General features: G+C 64.2%; 18 protein-coding genes, 1 tRNA gene and 1 pseudogene. 10 read left to right on the forward strand and 10 right to left on the reverse strand.

What is annotated here, in order from left to right; genetic code table 11:
- Positions 1 to 105: 105 nt before the first annotated feature.
- From FJT57_RS04025 to FJT57_RS04035, 3 genes are all read right to left on the reverse strand, one after another.
- A complete protein-coding gene (locus FJT57_RS04025; protein ID WP_144901918.1) occupies positions 106 to 1299 on the reverse strand; it encodes a DHH family phosphoesterase in 1194 nt (397 codons plus the stop codon).
- Positions 1300 to 1407: 108 nt separating this feature from the next.
- Entirely contained in the window at positions 1408 to 2319 is a 912-nt protein-coding gene (locus tag FJT57_RS04030; RefSeq protein ID WP_144901920.1) for an SDR family oxidoreductase, read from the reverse strand.
- Positions 2319 to 2750 carry a DUF5791 family protein gene (locus FJT57_RS04035; RefSeq protein WP_144901922.1) on the reverse strand — a complete coding sequence of 144 codons (432 nt, stop codon included), beginning with the start codon at positions 2748 to 2750 and terminating at the stop codon, positions 2319 to 2321. Before FJT57_RS04035 ends, FJT57_RS04030 begins: the two co-directional genes overlap by 1 nt.
- A gap of 142 nt (positions 2751 to 2892) precedes the next feature.
- Between FJT57_RS04035 and FJT57_RS04040 the strand changes: the two genes are divergently transcribed.
- The 4 genes from FJT57_RS04040 to FJT57_RS04055 all read left to right on the forward strand — a co-directional run bounded on the left by FJT57_RS04040 (position 2893) and on the right by FJT57_RS04055 (position 4318).
- On the forward strand, positions 2893 to 3384 hold the full coding sequence (locus tag FJT57_RS04040; RefSeq protein WP_144901924.1) for a ferritin-like domain-containing protein: 492 nt from the start codon (positions 2893 to 2895) through the stop codon (positions 3382 to 3384).
- Positions 3385 to 3418: 34 nt separating this feature from the next.
- Positions 3419 to 3868 carry a metal-dependent transcriptional regulator gene (locus FJT57_RS04045; RefSeq protein WP_144901926.1) on the forward strand — a complete coding sequence of 150 codons (450 nt, stop codon included), beginning with the start codon at positions 3419 to 3421 and terminating at the stop codon, positions 3866 to 3868.
- A 68-nt stretch (positions 3869 to 3936) separates the two neighbouring features.
- Positions 3937 to 4173: a hypothetical protein gene (locus tag FJT57_RS04050; RefSeq protein WP_203229084.1), complete on the forward strand. Its 237-nt coding sequence runs from the start codon at positions 3937 to 3939 to the stop codon at positions 4171 to 4173.
- 72 nt (positions 4174 to 4245) lie between these two features.
- Positions 4246 to 4318 (forward strand) — tRNA-Gln (locus tag FJT57_RS04055).
- Positions 4319 to 4347: 29 nt separating this feature from the next.
- On the opposite strand, the gene FJT57_RS04060 is transcribed toward FJT57_RS04055, so the two are convergent.
- Positions 4348 to 4749: a hypothetical protein gene (locus FJT57_RS04060; protein ID WP_144901928.1), complete on the reverse strand. Its 402-nt coding sequence runs from the start codon at positions 4747 to 4749 to the stop codon at positions 4348 to 4350.
- A gap of 1229 nt (positions 4750 to 5978) precedes the next feature.
- On the opposite strand from FJT57_RS04060, the gene FJT57_RS04065 reads away from it, so the two are divergent.
- The 5 genes from FJT57_RS04065 to FJT57_RS04085 all read left to right on the forward strand — a co-directional run bounded on the left by FJT57_RS04065 (position 5979) and on the right by FJT57_RS04085 (position 11045).
- A complete protein-coding gene (locus FJT57_RS04065; RefSeq protein WP_144901930.1) occupies positions 5979 to 8336 on the forward strand; it encodes a BGTF surface domain-containing protein in 2358 nt (785 codons plus the stop codon).
- Positions 8337 to 8599: 263 nt separating this feature from the next.
- Positions 8600 to 9319: an HD domain-containing protein gene (locus tag FJT57_RS04070; RefSeq protein ID WP_144901932.1), complete on the forward strand. Its 720-nt coding sequence runs from the start codon at positions 8600 to 8602 to the stop codon at positions 9317 to 9319.
- A 150-nt stretch (positions 9320 to 9469) separates the two neighbouring features.
- Positions 9470 to 9742, forward strand: a complete 273-nt coding sequence (locus tag FJT57_RS04075; RefSeq protein WP_144901934.1) for an NAD(P)(+) transhydrogenase (Re/Si-specific) subunit beta — start codon at positions 9470 to 9472, stop codon at positions 9740 to 9742.
- A gap of 69 nt (positions 9743 to 9811) precedes the next feature.
- Positions 9812 to 10546: a diphthine--ammonia ligase gene (locus tag FJT57_RS04080; RefSeq protein WP_144901936.1), complete on the forward strand. Its 735-nt coding sequence runs from the start codon at positions 9812 to 9814 to the stop codon at positions 10544 to 10546.
- 106 nt (positions 10547 to 10652) lie between these two features.
- Positions 10653 to 11045 carry a cupin domain-containing protein gene (locus FJT57_RS04085; RefSeq protein WP_144901938.1) on the forward strand — a complete coding sequence of 131 codons (393 nt, stop codon included), beginning with the start codon at positions 10653 to 10655 and terminating at the stop codon, positions 11043 to 11045.
- 81 nt (positions 11046 to 11126) lie between these two features.
- Here FJT57_RS04085 and FJT57_RS04090 read toward each other — a convergent pair whose 3' ends face one another.
- A complete protein-coding gene (locus FJT57_RS04090) occupies positions 11127 to 12086 on the reverse strand; it encodes a sugar phosphate nucleotidyltransferase (protein ID WP_144901940.1) in 960 nt (319 codons plus the stop codon).
- Between the two features lie 203 nt (positions 12087 to 12289).
- Between FJT57_RS04090 and FJT57_RS04095 the strand changes: the two genes are divergently transcribed.
- Entirely contained in the window at positions 12290 to 12592 is a 303-nt protein-coding gene (locus FJT57_RS04095) for a transcriptional regulator (protein WP_144901942.1), read from the forward strand.
- Between the two features lie 106 nt (positions 12593 to 12698).
- Here FJT57_RS04095 and FJT57_RS04100 read toward each other — a convergent pair whose 3' ends face one another.
- The 5 genes and pseudogenes from FJT57_RS04100 to FJT57_RS04120 form a co-directional block, all read right to left on the reverse strand.
- Positions 12699 to 13592 carry an alpha/beta fold hydrolase gene (locus FJT57_RS04100; protein WP_238993897.1) on the reverse strand — a complete coding sequence of 298 codons (894 nt, stop codon included), beginning with the start codon at positions 13590 to 13592 and terminating at the stop codon, positions 12699 to 12701.
- Between the two features lie 142 nt (positions 13593 to 13734).
- Positions 13735 to 15042 (reverse strand): ABC transporter ATP-binding protein, encoded by a 1308-nt coding sequence (locus FJT57_RS04105; protein WP_144901944.1) that lies wholly within the window; start codon positions 15040 to 15042, stop codon positions 13735 to 13737.
- Positions 15043 to 15074: 32 nt separating this feature from the next.
- A pseudogene (locus tag FJT57_RS04110) lies at positions 15075 to 15911 on the reverse strand (ABC transporter ATP-binding protein); the annotation flags it as partial.
- A gap of 3 nt (positions 15912 to 15914) precedes the next feature.
- On the reverse strand, positions 15915 to 17132 hold the full coding sequence (locus FJT57_RS04115; RefSeq protein WP_144902563.1) for an ABC transporter permease: 1218 nt from the start codon (positions 17130 to 17132) through the stop codon (positions 15915 to 15917).
- A 101-nt stretch (positions 17133 to 17233) separates the two neighbouring features.
- Entirely contained in the window at positions 17234 to 18217 is a 984-nt protein-coding gene (locus FJT57_RS04120; protein WP_144901948.1) for an ABC transporter permease, read from the reverse strand.
- Between the last annotated feature and the right edge of the window lie 39 nt (positions 18218 to 18256).

The raw sequence follows: 18256 nt of genomic DNA on the forward strand, positions 1-18256 counted from the left end.
GTGCGTACGGGGTAGGTAGGTAAACGAGCGTCGGATCGGTAGTGCGTCGTGGGATCGGATCGACAGCGATCAGGAGGTCGGATCGCTAGCAGTCGGGGGGCCGGGTTAAACGTCCCCAGATAACGAGTCGAAGAGCCGTTCGCGGAGGGCCTCACGCGAGATCTCGCCGCCGAATTCGGTTTTGATCGTCCCGTTCGACAGCGAGAGTTGGCCGCCGCCCATCCGAGCGTGGCCGCCCGCGGAGCCGTCGCGGAGGTCCTCCAGGGCGGCTTCGAGAGTGTGGCCCATATGAACTCGGTCGTCGCGGGAGCGCCCCGAGAGGTGCACGACGCCGTTTCGCTCGCCGAGTACGACGACCGCGGTGACGCCCTCTAATTGCACGAGTTCGTCGGCCGCTTGCGGGATGGCATCGGCGTTCGAGACGCGGCCGACGTCGCTGACGGCGAACGGACCCCTGACGTCGCGACCCGCGATCGCTCGGGCTTTGAGTTCTAAGACTTCGGTCGAGACCTCCGGGTTGGCGATCCGATCCAGCTGGTCCTCGTCGACGCCGGAGTACAGAAAGCCCGCGGCGGCGAAGTCCGCGGCCGAACAGCCCGAAGTGAGCCGCTTCGTGTCGGTCAGGATACCGTAGAGCAGCCCGGTCGCGACTGTCGAGGGGATGGTGTAGGCGGCGTTGACCTCGCTCGCGTGCTTGGCTGGCGGGACCGGTTTGCCGTTGACATCGTCGAAGTACTCGGCGACGATACTCGCCGACGCCCCGTAGTCGGTTCTGACGTCGGTGAACGCCTCGCCCGTCCCGTCGCCCGGGTGGTGATCCACGACAGCGAAGGGCAGCACGCTGTCGGATCCGGCGAACCCGCGCGGTTGGTTGTGATCGACGAGGACGACGTGTTCGGCCGCGACGTCGCTGACGTGGTGGATCTGTTCGACGTCGAGGTCGAGAACCGTCTGAAAGGCACGGTTTTCTTGGTGGCGGATCTGTCCCGGGTACTGGACCGAAGCGGACGCCCCGGCCTGTTCTGCGAGGGCCGCGACGGCGACCCCCGTCGCCATCGCGTCCGGGTCCGGGTTCGGATGGAGGAGCACCGCGACCTCGTCGAGACCGGCGACCGCCTCGAGAAACCGCGCGCCCATCGGCCGATTGTACCGCTGGAACGCGTACAGTCCGACGAGGATCGCGAACAGTCCCACGAGGGTCGCGAGAGTGAGTGCCGGGTACGCCCGAATGAGGGAGAAGACCGAATCGAAAAGCTCCTGGCCGGAGACTTGCCCGAAGCCGGAGCGAGACAGACCCATACGTGCCGAGTGAGAGTGCACCCCTAAGAAGATTCCCACGAAGTGTGGCCGACACTGGACAACTGACGAGCTGATCTGGTCCAATCACGTCGAGGACGCCTTCGACAGTCAGATGTCGTCGGGGTTCGTCCCTGCTCGAAACGACTCGATCGCGTCGCGGTACCCCTCGCGGTACGTCGGGTACCGGAGTTCGTAGCCCAGTTCGCGGAGTCGGTCGTTCGAACAGCGCTTGCTGGTCTGAAGACGCCGCTTGGCGGCCGTCGAGAGGTCCGGATCGTCGAGACGCTCCTCGATCGTGCGTTTCGGCGGCGAGGGAACACCGCACTCCGCGGCCAGCCAGTCCGCGAACGTCCACTTGTCGACGGGTTCGTCGTCGGCCACCAGGACCACCTCTCCGCGCGCTGCGTCGGCGTCGAGGAGGAAGGCGACCCCGCCCGCGGCGTCGTCGCGGTGGACCATATTCAGGTACCCCTCCGTCACCGGCCCGTCGAGATATCGCGCGAGCCGATAGCGGCGCGGACCGTACAGCCCGGCGAAGCGCGCGACCGTCCCGTCGATTCCCGCGGCGGCGGCCTCCTCGCGTGCGACGCGCTCGGCTTCGGCGAGGACGCGCGTCTTTTCGGTCGTGGGGTCGATCGGCGTCTCCTCGTCGACGAAGTCGCCGCCGTGGTCGCCGTAGACGCCGGTCGAGGAGGTGTAGACGAGTCGGTCCGGCGGCGACGCGCGGGCGGCGTACTCGTCGATTACGTTGCGCAGGCCGTCGACGTAGACCCGCTGGGCGTCCTCAGCACCACGGCCGCCGGAACTCGCCGCGAAGATCACCCACTCCGCGTCGGGGAGCGATGCGAGCGAACTGGGAGCGGTCGCGTCCGCTCGACAGGGATCGAGTCCGGTTGCTTCGACGACGTCGAGCCCGTCGTCAGACCGACGGACGCCGGTCACCTCGTGGTCGGCCTCGCGGAGCTGTCGGCCGAGTTCGAGACCGACGTAACCGCAGCCGACGATGACGGCGCGGACCATCAGCGATCGTTCCGGACGGCGAGATACCGTTGGACCGCCGCGAGCTGTTCGAGCGTCATCGCGGTTCGCCCTTCGAGCGCCTGCTGGACCTCCTGTCCGGTGAGATCGAGGTCCACGTTCGAGGCGATGGCGTCGACGTCGACGACGCCGGTTGTCATCGCCATCAGGAGGTGATCGCGGAGTTCGAGAACGATCGAGTCCGCGTCCGGGCGGGCGTCGTCGAGTGCGAGGATCGACGCGGCGTCGGCGACTCGCAGGTGCGGAACGGGGCCGTCGGCGAGCGCGGCGACCGTATCGAGATCGACGTCGGCGTCGGCGGCGACGGTTTCGACGCCGAGGTCCGTCACGACGGCTCGGAGTTGTGCTTCGTACGCCTCGCGTACCTCCGCGGGCGTCAGCGATGCGGGTTCCTCGGCCGCGTCGTACAGCATACCCGCACTCGCCGCTCCGGCGGCAAAACGGTTTCCGAACGGATCAGTGAGCGACGCCGGTTGCGAGGGAACCGCTTAAGTCGGTCACTACCCACCCAACGAGTATGAACCGTGTGTCGCCCGCTACCGGGGAGGTGCACCCGTGAGCGTCGGCCACCGCGTCACTTCCGACCACCAGCTCGCGCGACTCCTCCAGATCGGGATCGTCCTCGAGGAGGTCGTCGAGGCTCGGTCGTATCACCACTACCAGTCGCTGGAGGACGCGCCGACGTTGGATCCCGACATCGAGACGCTCTTGGAACACGCCGCGGAGGAGTCGGCCGAGCACCGCAAGCGACTCGAAGGGCTGATCGAAGGACTCGACGCCGAAAGCATTCCGTTCGAGGAGATCAAAACGCTCGTCGAAGCGCGCTACGGCGGAACCGAGCCCGAGGACTTCGACGACATCCTCTACGATCAGCTGTGCAACGAGGAGACCGCGTACAAGTTCTACGACGACCTCATCGGGGCGCTGCGCGCGTCGGATGCAACGTTCGGGATCGACCGCGGCCACCTCATCGACACGCTCGTGGAGATCCGCGAGGAGGAAGCCGAAGGTGTCGAAGAAGTCACGAAGCTGATGAACACCCGCTAATGAGACGAGACACGACGCAACACGGAGGACGGAGATGAACACGGCCGACCAGTACGTCAAGGCGATCTACCTCCTCCAGCAGATGGAGAACGGGCCCGCATCGACCGGCGCGCTCGCGGACCGTCTGGACGTGAGCCCCGCGAGCGCAAACGAGATGATCGGAAAGCTCGAATCCAGAGGGCTCGCCGAACACGAGAAGTACAAGGGAGTCACGCTCACCGACGAGGGAATCGTCAGGGCACGCGACGCGCTCCAGACCTACTGTATCATCGAGCGCTTCCTCGCGAACGTCCTGTCCGTCTCGGAGTTCCGCACGGAAGCGCGCGAACTCGAACCGGTTATCGACGATCTCGTCGCGGAGCGACTCGACACGATCATCGACCGAAACGACGACTGTCCAGACTGTTTCGATCCCGAGACCGACGCCTGCTGTCACCTCGAAATCAGCACCGAGAGCGCTGAAACCGAACAGAGCGCGGATTGAGCGATTTCCGATTCCAGTAGGGCAGCGGAAGCCCCTATCTTCAAGACCCCTGCGAAACAGGAGCGGGTATGGATGGGACAGCGGCGATCAGCCGTCTCCTCGAACTCGCGGGAGTGGGACCCCGCGAGTCGACCAACGACGCGGAGCGATCGGTCCAGTACAGATGCCAGGGATGTGACTCGGCGTACGACGTGCAGTATCACGTCTGCCCGGAATGCGGCGGGTTCTCCGTCGAGTTGCAAGTGCAAGACGACTGCCCCTCGGCATCCGAGACGACCGATCGAGATGATTCCACGACCGAGTGAGGTCGTCGGGAGCGGCATCGCGTCGTCGTAACCCGATGGGTTTTCAAACACTGCGACGAGAGTAACGAGTACAGTCCCGTGGTGTAGTGGCCAATCATATGGGCCTTTGGAGCCTATGACGGCGGTTCGAATCCGCCCGGGACTACTCAAAATTCTTCAGCGGTTGTGCGGGCGTCAGTTCGTAGACGACAGCCGCCGCTCGGTTTCGAGTCGCTGGTACCCGGAAACGAGAGAGTCGGGAAGTTCGCCCGCCGAGCGATGAACCGCTTCGACGACGACGCCAACCTCCTCGAAACGCGGCCCGCGAGTCGCCCTCAACGGTTCGGTATCCCACTCGATAAACCCCATTTCCGCAAGTTTCGGGAGGTGCTGGTGACAGAGTTCGATCCGCAGCGATTCGGGATCGGTGGGGACATTCGGATTGATTGCGGCCTCGGGGAGCTCCACAGAAACGCCCGGAGAGGCATCCAACAATGCCACGATCAGTTGACGACGGGGCTCCGCAGTCATACTCTCTACAACGCGGTCCCACCGATTGACGACCTTTTGTGCACGTTCTCCCCGGCGGTGAGCCATAGTCGAGTTAATGATTCTGAGAATACATAACTATTGGCCTCGTTCTTTCGGTTACAGTAATTTTGTTGTCGATAGTTGGGTGCCCCACCAAATACGGCGTCAAACTACGGTACCGTTTGTGCGTCCTCACCCGCGAGCGTGGTTGGGTGATCGGTTGCGAGCGCTACTAAAGTACAGTCATTCAGAGAGATAATTTCAATGAAATAATAGTAAAAACACGAGTAGTAGTCGATAAAGTATCTAATTTGAGAATTGAAAACAAGGATACTTATAGCAAATATCGGACGTCTCACGTAGGTTGAAAATCGACAGACAGATGCGGACGTATCGGAGCGTCATCCCCTACTCGACTCACAGCAAGATCTGCACACCTCTGCGGAAGCAGCGACGGGGTGCAGTTGGACAGACGGTCGATTGCGGTCGATTCCAGTTCTCACTACCGGTCGGTACTGCGAGCGACGATCCACTCCGCCACCTGCTGATTTTCCGCCAGCTATGCTATGTCAGACTACACGAACTCCGTTCGAGCAGTCTTTCTGGTATCGATCCTCTCAATCAGCCTCCTCGCGGGTGTTGGGGTTCACCCGACCGCGGCTGCACAAGGTAGTATCGCGTTCGATGACGCTACGTATCAGGATGGAGAGACAATTACCGTCACCGTTGACGACGATGATCTAGCGGCTAGTGAGGACTATGTCGTGAATATTGAGTCAGATACAGAGTCGCAAGAAAGTATTCTATCGGAAGATGTCGAAGATGGCGTTAAGCGAGTAACAACTAATCACCCCGCTGCAGATGTAAATGGAGATAATAAAATAACATATTTGGACTTTGTATACGACAATAATGGGGATGGGTCGGGGGTTATTAATAGTATATCCAGAAATAGCGATGGAACAGTTGATATCGAATTAGTATCACAGTCAGATTCTGATGACACAATAGGATATACTAGTGGTGAATCAGTGAAGTTGGCTCACCGTGATGGAAGTGAATTTTCTGGATCTATTGAAATTAACTTCTCAGATAGTCAAGGTATTCTCCAAGTTTCAGATGAAGATACGGTTTCAGCAATATATTCTGATGAGAGCGAAGGAGAGGACCGATCAGCTACGGCAACAATAAAGGAAAAGCAAACAGACCAAGACCCAGAACAGCTCACGCTCGGACCGCTCACGGAATTCGAGATCGACGCACTCGATGGATCGACACTGACCCACACCGAGAGCGTGATCGAAATCCCGTTCAGTGAAGACGTCTCGAAGGCGGGCGGAGAGTCGGGCGCGCTGACGCTCTCGGAGAACATCACAGTGCTCGTCGACGGCGCTGACGTGACCAGCCGCTACGTTCTCGACGCCGACGGCGCCGACGACGGACAGGTGGTTTTGAGTTCGTCGACCGCGATCGACCCGCGATCGGCGGTGCACGTCGAAATCGACGCCGTGAACGATTCACTTGACACCGAGACCATCGAACCGGGCGCAGTTGAAGTGATAAACGCGGGCGCGACCGTCTCTGAGGACGAAGGGTCCGCGAACGTCTACGAGGGCGAAGTGATCGCGTTCGTCGCGAACGACGGCTCCGCAGACCGCCAGCAGTCCTTCGAGGTGGAGGAGGAATCCGGCGCGTTCGTCTTCGCCGGAGACACCGGTGCCGGGAGCCAAGTGTTCACCTTCGACACCGACGCGCGAAACTGGAGCGAGGGCTACGTGTTCACGACGCTTCTCGATGACGGGACAGCGGACGAAACGGTCGACACCACGCTTCGAGCGCTGGATTTGACCGTGAATACCGACGATCGGACCGTCACGACCGCCGACTCGATCGAGGTATCGATCAGCGCGAACTCCGGCGGCCGAGTCGTCGAAGCGACCCTGTTGGACGCACGTACTGCGGTCCTCACCCGGCAGAACATCACCCTCGACGGGAACGGGGCGACGCCGTTCGCGTTCGACGAGTCGACACTGGCAGCGGCCGGTCCCGGAAACTACACGGTCGCGGTCACGGACGCCGGAACGGGCGAGACGAACGAATCGATCCCGGTCCACGTCGTCGATGCCGACGAGACGGCCGCGTCGCTTCGGACAGCGACCGTCGAGGAACACGCTGGCGACGTCGTCGAATTCGGCGTCGACCTCAGGTACACAGACACCGCGACGGTGACCGTCGGCTCCCCCGATTCGGGATTCCGCGCCAACGTGACTGTCGCCGACGAGAACCGCGACGGGACTGTCGACGTGTGGTTCAACACCGCCGCGGCGGTCGGTGCCGAGACCCTCCCCGATGACGGCGGGGACGTCTTCGGCGTGGGGACACCCAGCGAGGGCGGCGACGACGCGGTCCTCGCAGCCGACGTGGATGGTGGAGGACTCGCGGCGTCGATCGAACCGGACGAGTACGCGCTCGCCGTTCGCCCCGGTGACGATCCGGCGGTCCCGGCCCAGCACACGGGTGTGGTCGCCATCGAGCGGGCCACGCCGTCGGAGGTGCGCAACTGGGTCGCACCGATGGGTACTGACGTGTCGACACGCGGCGACCTCGCCGCGGCTGTCGACTCCGGTCAGTTGACGACTGCGACCGAAATCGCTGTCGGCGACGTCGTCGTCCATCGGATCGTCCTCCCGGGGATCGCGGGGGCGTTCACCGGCCAGGAAGGGACTCCGACAGAGGCGTTCTTCGCACTCGCTGGCAGCGACGCCGACGCGCGGTTCGCGCTCACCCTCACGCGACGAGCGTCGACGGCGAATCAGGAAGCGCGTCAGCACGCACTGACTGAAGAGAACGCGACCGTCGTCGCTGATCCCGCGAACGACACCTACGTCGTCGCCTACGAGGGTGGCAGCGTGGCGGGGTTCGACGCTGGAGAGTCGGTGAATGCGTCAATCGAGGTTAACGAAACCGGCGCGTACGGCGGCCTCGATGCCGAAGATCGAACGCTCACGACCGAGTACGCCCTCGTCGATGCGGCAATCGACGCAGTCGGTCCGATTCGCGTCGCGAACACGACCAATCAGTCGATCACGGGGACGACGACTGCGGCACCCGGAACCGAGCTCGAACTTCGAATCCGTTCTGCGAACGGAACAGAACCCAAGTTCCTGAAAACGGCCAACGCGGTCGTCGACTCCGACGGGCGCTGGGTTGCCGAGGTCGATTTCGGCGCACAGCGCGTCGGCGACGAGTTCATCGTGACTTCGGCCGTCGACGTGATCCCGGCCGTCGACGAACTCCTCGTCGACGGTGTCGTCCGCGCAGTCGCCCCGTCGGTATCGGTCGAATCGGTGGCGAGGACCACCGACGCAGGGGGCGGTGATGAAGGCGGACAAGGCGGTCCGAGCGGCAGTGCTGACGCCGGGGGCGCCTCAGACCGGGATACCGGTGAACCATCGACCACTCCCGGGAAGACCGCCGATTCCGACGAGTCAGTCATCGATTCGACGAAGCGGTTCGTCGGCGGCGTGCTCGGAACGTTCGTCGACGAGTCCGGCGACGAATCGCTTCGGAGTCGACTACTCGGGTTCGACGTGCTGGTCTCTCTCGGCGCGCTGACGGCGGTGACGCTCTTCGTCGCCCGTCGAGCGGGATAGGCGGTCGCATATCGACGCGGTGTTTCGATTCAGCGGATCTACGCACCGAGTGAGGGGCCGTCAGTCCAGGATTACTCAGTTCGTCGAGCCGTATCGGTTCCGGGTCGTATCGGTTCCGGGCTGTAACGGTTCGGTCGTCGCTCGAAAAACGCCTCTCTCGTCGTAACGCCTAAGAACCGGAGAACCATTCTATCTGATAATGAATTCGAAGTCGAAAGCGAACGTCGTTGGCCCCCCCACCGACACGAACGAGGGGTGGTTCCGTGGGCGTTGAGATCAAGGAATCGACGGTCGACGAGGCGGAGTTCGAGGAGATGAAGCGGTTCGTCCGCGACTACCTCGCCGCGAGCGTCGAGAGCGAAGAAGACGGCGGCCGGATGCGGTGGTACCCGTGGCACAGCGCCGAGTACCGCTTCAACCACATCCTCAACGTCGTCGACATCGCGACGGAGATCGCAGAGCGCGAGGGCGCAGACACCGACGTCGTCCGGGTCGCCGCGCTCTTCCACGACATCTCGAAACTCGAAGCCGACCAGGAGATTCACGCCGAGGAGGGTGCACGCGTCGCGCGTGAGTACCTGACCGCACACGGCGACTTCCCGCAGTCGTTCGTCGAGCAGGTGTGTCAGGTCGTCGCCGATCACTCCTATCAGGGCCCGCTCTCGGACGTCTCCCTCGAGACGCAGAGCCTCATCGAGGCCGATATTCTCGATAAGGTCGGGGCGAACGGCACGGCGCTGATGCTGCTCCGGATGGGCTATGAGGCCCGGACGCACATGGACGCAGCCGAGATGGTCGAGCGGGTGCTGGAACGCGGCCGCGACGCCGCAGTCCGGGTCAACTCCGACACCGCAGAGAGCATCGCGCACAAGCGGATCACGCGCGTGAAGTGGTTCCGCGAGTGGCTCGAAGGCGAGGTCCCGGAGATGGACCACGCGACCGCGGAAGCGCTCGAAGAATCGGGAGAGCCGAAACCGGAGTGAGCGACCGCCGAAAGAGGACCGTGCGATTTCGCGTGTGACCGAGACGATCCGGATCGGAGATCCGTCGAAACGGAGATCACTCACTCGGCTTCGCGCATCGAGAGCCGCGATCGTCGGAAGAGTTACAATCACTGCTCGGGAGCATCGAATGTGTCCGCCGAGTTCCCTCCAACTCCATCGCGTCGCACGAAAATCGCCGTCGTCATCGCCGTACTCGCGACGTTCGCCTACAGCGTCGTCATCGCCGGGCAGATCCTCCTCTGGTTCGTGCTCGTCGGGATCGTCGTGGGGGCGTACATCGCGTGGCTGCTCGTCATCGCCGTGTTTCGGCTGGTCGAAGCGGTCGAACGTCTCGCCGCGGCGAAAGAGGCGGAGGTCGGCTCCGACAACCGAACGAGTGACGCCGTTGACGACGACACCTGACCCGGTGTCCGCTTGTATGACGACGCCTGAACCGGTGTCCGTTTGTACGACGACGCCGTAGCGCTGCCAATGACCGACTCCGGCTCGTGGGTGAGCCTCTTCTCCGGCGGCAAAGACTCCTCGTGGGCGCTCTATCGCGCGCTGGAGGAGGGACTCGACGTGTCGCACCTCCTGACCGTTCACCCCGGCGACGACTCGTATATGTACCACGTTCCCGAGACGCAGTTGGCCGGGCTCGCGGCCGAGAGCGTCGGGATCGAACTCATCGATATCGAGCCCGGCGACCTCGGTGCCGACGACGTCGACGACGCGGGCGAGCAGGGCGATCGGGAGTTGGAACCGCTGGAAGCCGTGCTCGGGGAGCTACAGTCCGAGATCGACGGTGAGATCGCGGGCGTGACCGCGGGAGCCGTCGAGAGCGAGTTCCAGACCTCGCGCATCCGAGGGATGTGCGATCGGCTGGGGATCGAGCTCTTCGCGCCGCTATGGCAGCGCGATCCGCGCGAGTTAGCGAGAGAGATGCTCGACGCCGGATTCGAGATCCGAATCGTCCAAGTCGCCGCCTACGGGCTCGACGAGTCGTGGCTGGGGCGCACCCTCGACGCCGACGCGCTTTCGGAACTGGTCGACCTCAACGAGGAGTACGGCGTCCACGTCCTCGGCGAGGGCGGCGAGTTCGAGACGCTCGTCACCGACGGGCCGCACATGCACCGGCCCATCGAACTGGAGTACGAGACCGTCTGGGACGGGACCCGGGGACACATCCGCGTGACCGACGCGTGGCTCGGGGATACGTCCGCGTGATCGACAGTTACCGTGTCGACAGTTAGCTTCGATCGCGACGGGGCAGAAATCAACGTGTTGCGATCTCAACCCGGTCGACTATACCGACCTCGACCGAGGTAGTGCTATGACCAGTGAGTTCAGCGTCGTCAATCCCGAGACCGTCGAGCAGGAGCGCTTCCCGGAATCCGGAAACCTCCATCGAAAGCTCACCGAGGCGCTGGGGTGTACGGAGATGCGCGTGAACTCAGTGACGCTCCGACCGGGAGAGCAGACGGCGTCCCACACCCACACACGGCAAGAAGAGGTCTACGTGGCGCTCGACGGAGGTTGCGTCGAAATCGACGGCAACATCTACGACGTCGAATCGGGCGGCGTCGTCCGCGTCGGTCCGGATTCGACGCGAAGCGTTCACAACGTGACCGACGACACCACGCAGACGTGGATTATGTTCGGTGCGCCGCCGGTGGGAACGGTCGACGACTTCGGCGAGTACACGATGCCCGACGGCGAATCCTGACGTCGCTGGCAGGGTGACAGAGCCTTCGAGAGCAGATCCGATGCGAAGAGTCAGCCGGTTGCAATTCCCGAGAACCGAACCTCACTCCAGATGCGAGTGCGCGCCGATCAGCGCGTTCGAGAGATCGAGATTTTCGATGTGGGTGTCCTCGTCGACGATCGTATCGCGGATGTGGGCGTCGCGAATGACCGCCTCCGAAAAGACGACCGATCGTTCCAGTCGGGAGTTCGTGACCGAGGCGTCGGCCATCACGTGGACGTTCGCGCCGAGGTCCGAGCCCTCGACCGTCGCGTCCTCGTGGACGAACGTCTCGCCGTCGAGATACCACGAGACCGCGTCGAGGTAGCTCTCCGGCGTGCCGATGTCGAACCACGCCCCGTCGAAGGTGAACGCGTGGACGGTGCCGCGCGCCTGGAGCCACTGCATAAACCACCCCGGCTCGTCGGGGTTGTTCCCGTCGGAGAGGTACGTCTCGAAGTCGGGCAGCGTCTCCCTGGGGAAGGCGTAGCAGGCGATCGAGACGAGCGTGCTCTGGGGGTCGTCAGGTTTCTCCTGGAAGTCGATCACGCGGTCGCCGTCCAGTTGGACGAGGCCGTAGGACTTCGCGCGCTCCCTCGATCCGACGTCGTACGCGGCGAGACACGGCGTCCCCTTCGATTTGAAGAAGTCAACGAACTCGGCGACGTCGAACGAGAGCAGGTTGTCACCGGCGATGACGACGAGGTCGTCGTCGACGCCCTCTCGGTCGATGAGTTGGGCGAGCGCGCCGACGACTCCGAATTTCTCGTCCTCCTCGACGGTCTCTTCGACCGAGAGCGTCGGCTTCTCGTACGGCGCGTCGGCGATGAACGTCTCGAACGTCTCCGCGAACCGCTCGTTGGTGCTCACGAACACCTCGTCGATCCGCTCGTCCGCTTCGAGGTCTTCGAAAATGACGTCGATGACCGTCCCATCCCCGACGGGAAGAAACATCTTGGGCCGGTGTTTAGTGATCGGCCACATCCGAGTCGCGTACCCGCCTGCGAGGACGACTGCCTTCATACCAATCCAGTTTGTCCGGACTCCCAAGTGTGTTTCCCAACACAGAGTATTTGGCCGCATACGGAAATACCGCGATTGCAAGCGGATCGAAGTGCGTTCGTTGGCCGCGTCTGGGTTTCGCCGATGGCAGCGCATCGGTTGTGAAAATGAACCACAGGACACCGGAGCGGGCAATATAAACACAATCAGTGCGTGTACCGAGTATGGTCGAACCGGGCGAAGAGCCGACGACGCGGGAGCGAATCACGGATGCGCTCCGGACGGAGGACTACGATGCCGCGGAACTTTCGACGGAGGTCGGAGTCCCGCGCTCGGCGGTGTACCGACACCTCGATCACGTGGCGCGGACGATCGAAAGCGACGCCGCAGACGAGCGGTTTCTCGTCGCGCCGCCGGAGTGTCGCGCGTGCGGCTTCGACGATTTCGACGATCCGCTGAACGACCCCTCCCGGTGTCCGGAGTGTCGCTCCGAGCGGATCGCGGAGCCCCGGTTCCTGATCGAGTGAGAGGGTCGTCGGCGTGGCTTAGCTGCGGTCGCGATCGCCAAAGTCGCGAGAGAGTTCGCCGATCCGAGAGAACTCGTTATCCGAACGGTCACTCACTGGTGTAGGGTCATTCCCCGGTGTAGGGCCATTCCCCGGTGTAGACGCGCTCGGAGAGAAATCGACGGAGCGCAGCCGTGACGAATTCGGGTTCGTCGAGGTTTGACGCGTGCGCGCCGCCGGGGACTTCCACGACGTCCGCGTCGTCGATCTCGGCGGCCAGTTTCGCTGCGTGGCGCTTGACGAACCCCATCTCGTGCTCTCCGTAGATGAGCAACGCGGGCACTGACAGGTCGGAGAAATCGAACGAGGCTCGCGGGACGCTGCGAAGTGCTCGGATCACCTTTGCGAACTCCTCTGTCGTCATCGTCGGCCCCGATTTTCGGAGTTCCTCGATCCTGTCGTAGTCGCCGCTCGCCTCCTCCCCTCGGACTCGTTCCTGGAGCCACACCATCGCCCGTTCGACCCGCTGGTAGCCGACGAGCCGAGCGATCGGTATCGCCGCTCCCAGCAGTCCCCACTGAAGCCGTTCGGGCCAACGCCAGTCGCCGGACGTGAAGGTGTCCGCGAGGACGAGTCCCGAGATCCGGTCGGGATGCTTCGTCGCGTACGCCTGCGCGATGCAGCCGCCCAACGAGAGCCCACAGAGGACGGGGTGGTCGAGATCCAGCTCCGCGATGAGCGCGTCGAGATCGTCAGCGAGCAGTTCGAGCGTGTACCGATCGACGGTCGAGCCCCCGGTCCGACCGTGGCCGCGGACGTCGTAGACGACTGTCGTGTGCGAATCGCTCAGCGCCTCCGCCTGCGGCAGCCACTGGCCGTGGTCGACGACCGCGCCGTGGACGAAGACGATCGGCGGCCCGTCGCCGCGGCGCTCGTAGTACGTCTCCACGCCGTTAGTCTGAACGGTCGGCATATGATGTCCTACGCCCGCCACGGAGATGAAGCCAGTCGTGCGTTTCATCTCGAACTCCCACGATCTGATTCGCCTCGTACACCGAGATCCGATTCGCCCTCCTACATCGAGATCCGACTCGCCCCCGTACACCGAGAATCCAATCCCACGGGTATCTCAATTCGGCGCGTCTCTCGATTCGACGCGTCTCTCAATGTACCTCGTACTCGTCGGGCTTCGCTTCGTACTCGTCACGCAAGCGGTGGCACGACGCCTCGCGGTCCGGAGCGTCCGAACGGCTCGGTGGCGATTCGCGCTCGCAAACCGTCTGAAACTCGGTTTCGAGCAGTTCGGACGCCGCCTCGCGTTCGCCCGCCGCGAGCGACTCCAACGCCTCGTCGAGGATCCGATTAGCCCCGTCGTCCGAGAGTCGCATCGGGAGGTCGAACTCGCTCCTGAGGGTCGCAGAGGGGGTGTCGTGATCGCCGCCGTCGCCGTCGATTCCGTCGGTGAACTCTGTTGCGGTGGCGGTGTCGACGTCGGACGACTGTCCCGAGAGACGCAGTCGAAATCGGAGCAGCCGTCGCCAGCCGTCAGCTTCGAGGTCGTAGTCAGCGGGCGGGATCACCTCCGGGCATCGGGTGTGGAAGCGACAGCCGGACGGCGGCGCGGCGGCGTCGGGGACGTCGCCGACCAGGTCGGCTGCGGGACGGGGTGCTCTGGGATCGGGAACGGGGACCGAGGCCGAGAGCGCGCGGGTGTACGGGTGTCGCGGGTCGTCGAAGACGGCTTCGGCAGGCCCCGATTCGACAATTTCGCCGAGATACATCACGCAGACGCGGTCGCAGAACGCGCGGACGATCGACAGGTCGTGCGTGACGAGGAGGACGCCGAGTCCGAGTTCGTCGCGGAGGCGGGTCAGGAGGTCCAGAACGTCAGCCTGCACCGACATATCGAGCGCGGAGACGGGCTCGTCGGCGATGAGGAGATCGGGGTCGGTGACGAGCGCGCGGGCCAGGGCAGCGCGCTGTTTCTCCCCGCCGGAGAGTTCGTGCGGGTATCGGTCGGCGTCGCTCGCGGCGAGTCCGACGCGTTCGAGCGTCCCCTCGACGAGTCGGCGGCGACGCGCTCTGTCGGCCATTCCGTGCACGGTGAGCGGCTCAGCGACCGATTGGCCGATCGACAGCCGCGGGTCGAAGCTCGAATCGGGGTCCTGAAAGACGAGCTGCGCCCGTCTCCGGAACCGCTTCAACTGTCGTCGATCGTACGCCGTGACGTCGTCGCCGTCGAATCGGACGGTCCCCGCCGTCGGCTCGTCAATCCGCAACGTCGCCCGGGCGGCGGTCGACTTCCCGCAGCCGGATTCGCCGACGAGCGCGACGATTTCCCCGCGCTCGACGGAAAGATCGATCCCGTCGACCGCCCGCACGCGACCCGCCTCGCGGTTCCAAAATCCCTCGGTGATCGGGTAGTGTTTCACCAGCCCGCGGACGTCCAACAGCGGCGCTTCGTCGGTCATTCCGCGTCACCTCTCTCAGCGAAATCGAGGTGCGCTCGACGCCCCGGAATCGAGTCCAACAGCTCCTGGGTGTACGGGTGCGACGGGTTCTCGAAGATCTCGTAGACGTCGCCGCGCTCGACCACGCGACCCCCACGAAGGACGACGACGCGGTCGGCGACGGACGCGACGACTCCCAGATCGTGCGTGACCAAGAGCAGCCCCATCCCGAACGCGGACTGGACGTCGTCGAGGACGCTCAACACCTGCGCCTGGATCGTGACGTCGAGGGCCGTCGTGGGCTCGTCGGCGATCAACAGGTCCGGCTCGCCCGCGAGCGCCGTCGCGATCGCGATGCGCTGTTTTTGCCCGCCGGAGAGCTCGTGCGGGTAATCGTCGATCCGCCCGTCCGGGTTCGGAATACCGACGCGGTCGAGAAGCTCGATCGCACGCGTTCTCGCTTCGCGCTTCGAGCACTCGGAGTGGATCCGAATCGCCTCGATCAACTGCCAGCCGATCGTGTAGACGGGGTTGAACGCGCTCTGGGGGTTCTGAAACACGTGTGCGATCCGATCGCCGCGAAGCGCTCGAAGCGCCGAATCCGAGAGCGATAGCACGTCTCGCCCGTCGAACCGGACCGCGCCCCCAGCGATCTCTCCCGACGGTTCCCGGATCAGCCGCGTGATCGACTCGCAGACGGCGGTCTTTCCGCTTCCCGACTTGCCGACGAGACAGACCGTCTCGCCGCGTTCGACGCCGAAGGAGACGTCCTCGACCGCGCGAACCGTCCTCCCGTCGGTGTGGAACTTCGTTTGGAGGTTCTCGACGCGAAGCAGCGGCTCCGTCCGTTTCGTTCTCGTCTCGCGTCGGTCGCCATCTCGATCTCGCATCGGTTACACCTCCTGCCGCGGGTCGAGCGCGTCTCTGAGCGCGTCGCCCAGGAAGTTGAACGCGAGGATGGTCGCGAAGAGGAACAGCCCGGGGACCGTCGAAATCCACCACGCCGTGCCGAGGTCTCCGCGCCCCGTCGCGATCGTTTGTCCCCACGAGGGGAGCGTCACGTCGCCGAGACCGATGAACGACAGCGCCGCTTCCGAGAGGACGAGAAACGGGACGTTCAGCGTCGCCGCCGTGACGATCGAGTTCGAGACGTTCGGGACGACGTGCCGACGGACGACCGACAGCGTCGACGCACCGGATGCCCGCGCGGCCGCGATGTACTGCTCCTGTCTGCGCTGGATCGCCTCGCTGCGCACGATCCGGGCGATGCCGCCCCACCCGGTCACGCCGAAGATGACGATCAGGACGAACAGGCTGCCGCCGTAGAGATACGCGAGGAAGAGAAACAGGAAGAACGTCGGAAACGTCTGTTGGATGTCGACGTAGCGCATCAGCGCCTCGTCGATCCAACCGCCCGCGTAGGCGGCCGTCGTCCCGACGAGCGTCGCGATCGCGACCGAGATCAGCGTCGCGATCAGGCCGACCTGCATACTGACGCGCATCCCGAAGACCGCGAGCGCTGCGAGTCCCTTCCCCTCGCCCGTCGTCCCGAGCGGATACTCCCACGTGCCGCGACACCGTCCGTCGACGACGGGGCCGACGCACTCGGTCGGGATCGACGCCTCGACGCTCAGGAAGACCGGCGGCTGGTACGCGGCCGCGACGTCCAGACTCGGCGGTTCGATGAACAGCGTGCCGACCGTGCCGAGGAGGAAGATACAGAGGAGATACCACGCGCTGATCACGGCAGGTCGGTGGCGTCGGAACCGACGCCAGTAGTACGCCCGAAGCCGACGGTTCCGCGCCACCGGGACGAGCGCGAAGCCGACCACCAACAGCGACGCGACGAACAGCCAGTCGACGGCGGTCACGTCCCAGACGTACGCCGACTCGGTAGTCGACCACGGGAGGCCGACGCTGATCTCGAACGTCGCATCGTCGCCCGCGACGAGGACGTCGTAGGCGAGCGTCAGAACGTAGAGACCGCACGCGACGAAGGCGGCGAGGCGGGTCTTCGTCAGTCGTCGACCCTCGGCGTCGATCGCGTCCCAGTCGACGTCCTCGAACCGCTCCGGGCCGTTCCGGTCCACGTTATCGCGGACCCGATCCATCGTCGAGTCGCTGGCTTGGTCCGTCGTCGAGTCGCTGGCTTGGTCCGTCGATGTGCCGCTGACTTGGTCTCTCATCGAGTCGTTGCCGTCGTCTCCGTTCATCACCGATCACCGTAGTCGATCCGCGGATCGAGGACCGCGTACGCGAGGTCCTGCAGGAGGTTTCCGACCACGGCGACGAACACCGGTACGAGCGTCGTACCGAGCACTAACGCCGTGTCCTGCCGCCGGATGGCTTCGAGGCTGAGGCGTCCGAGTCCGGGGATCCCGAAAACGACCTCCACGAGATACGACGCCGAGAGGACGACGCCGAGGAGGTCGCCGACGAGGATCGTCGACAGCGGGACGAGCGTCGGGCGGAGGACGTGTCGCGTGAGGATGCGCCGCTCGCTCACGCCTTTCGCGCGGGCGGCCTTGACGAACGTCGCGCGGACGTATTCGAGCGCCTCAGCCCGAGTGTAGCGCATCGTGCCCGCGACCGCGCTGGTTCCGAGAACGAACACCGGAAGCGCGAGTTGCCGGGCGTTCGCCAGCGAGAACGTGTGCGTTCGCGCCAACTCCGCGTCGAACAGGACCGGCACCCACCCAAGGTGAACCGCGAAGACCAACAGGAGGAGGATTCCGAACCAGAAGTTCGGGACGCTGATCCCGAAGAACGCGACGAACGTCGCTGCGTAGTCGGTCTTGGTGTACTGGTTGAACGCCGAGTACAGGCCGATCGAGATGCCGAGCGCGGTCGAGGCGATCACGGCCGGGACGGTGTACATCAGCGAGTACGGCAGCGCGGTCAGAATTGCCTCTCCGACGGGCTGGGAGCGCGTGTCCGACCAACCCCAATCGCCCGTCGCGAGGTTCGCGAGGTAGTCGACGTAGCGTTCCCAGAGCGGGCCGTCGAGTCCGCGGCGGCGGGCGTACGCCTCGGCGGCGGCGTCGGCGCTCCCGCCGCGGGCGGCCGCCTGGAACTGCACGCTGGCCAATTGCGAGTCGGGAGCGAGTTCGAGGAGGACGAAGGTGACCGTCAGAATCACCCCGGCGACGACGCCAGCCCACGCGACCCGGCGCGCAGTGTACCATTTCAGTCCCATCTGAGATCCTCGATTAGTTTTCGTTTCGCCCCTTCGATC

The organism is Halobellus captivus (assembly GCF_007655485.1).
Lineage (GTDB): Archaea > Halobacteriota > Halobacteria > Halobacteriales > Haloferacaceae > Haloquadratum > Haloquadratum captivum.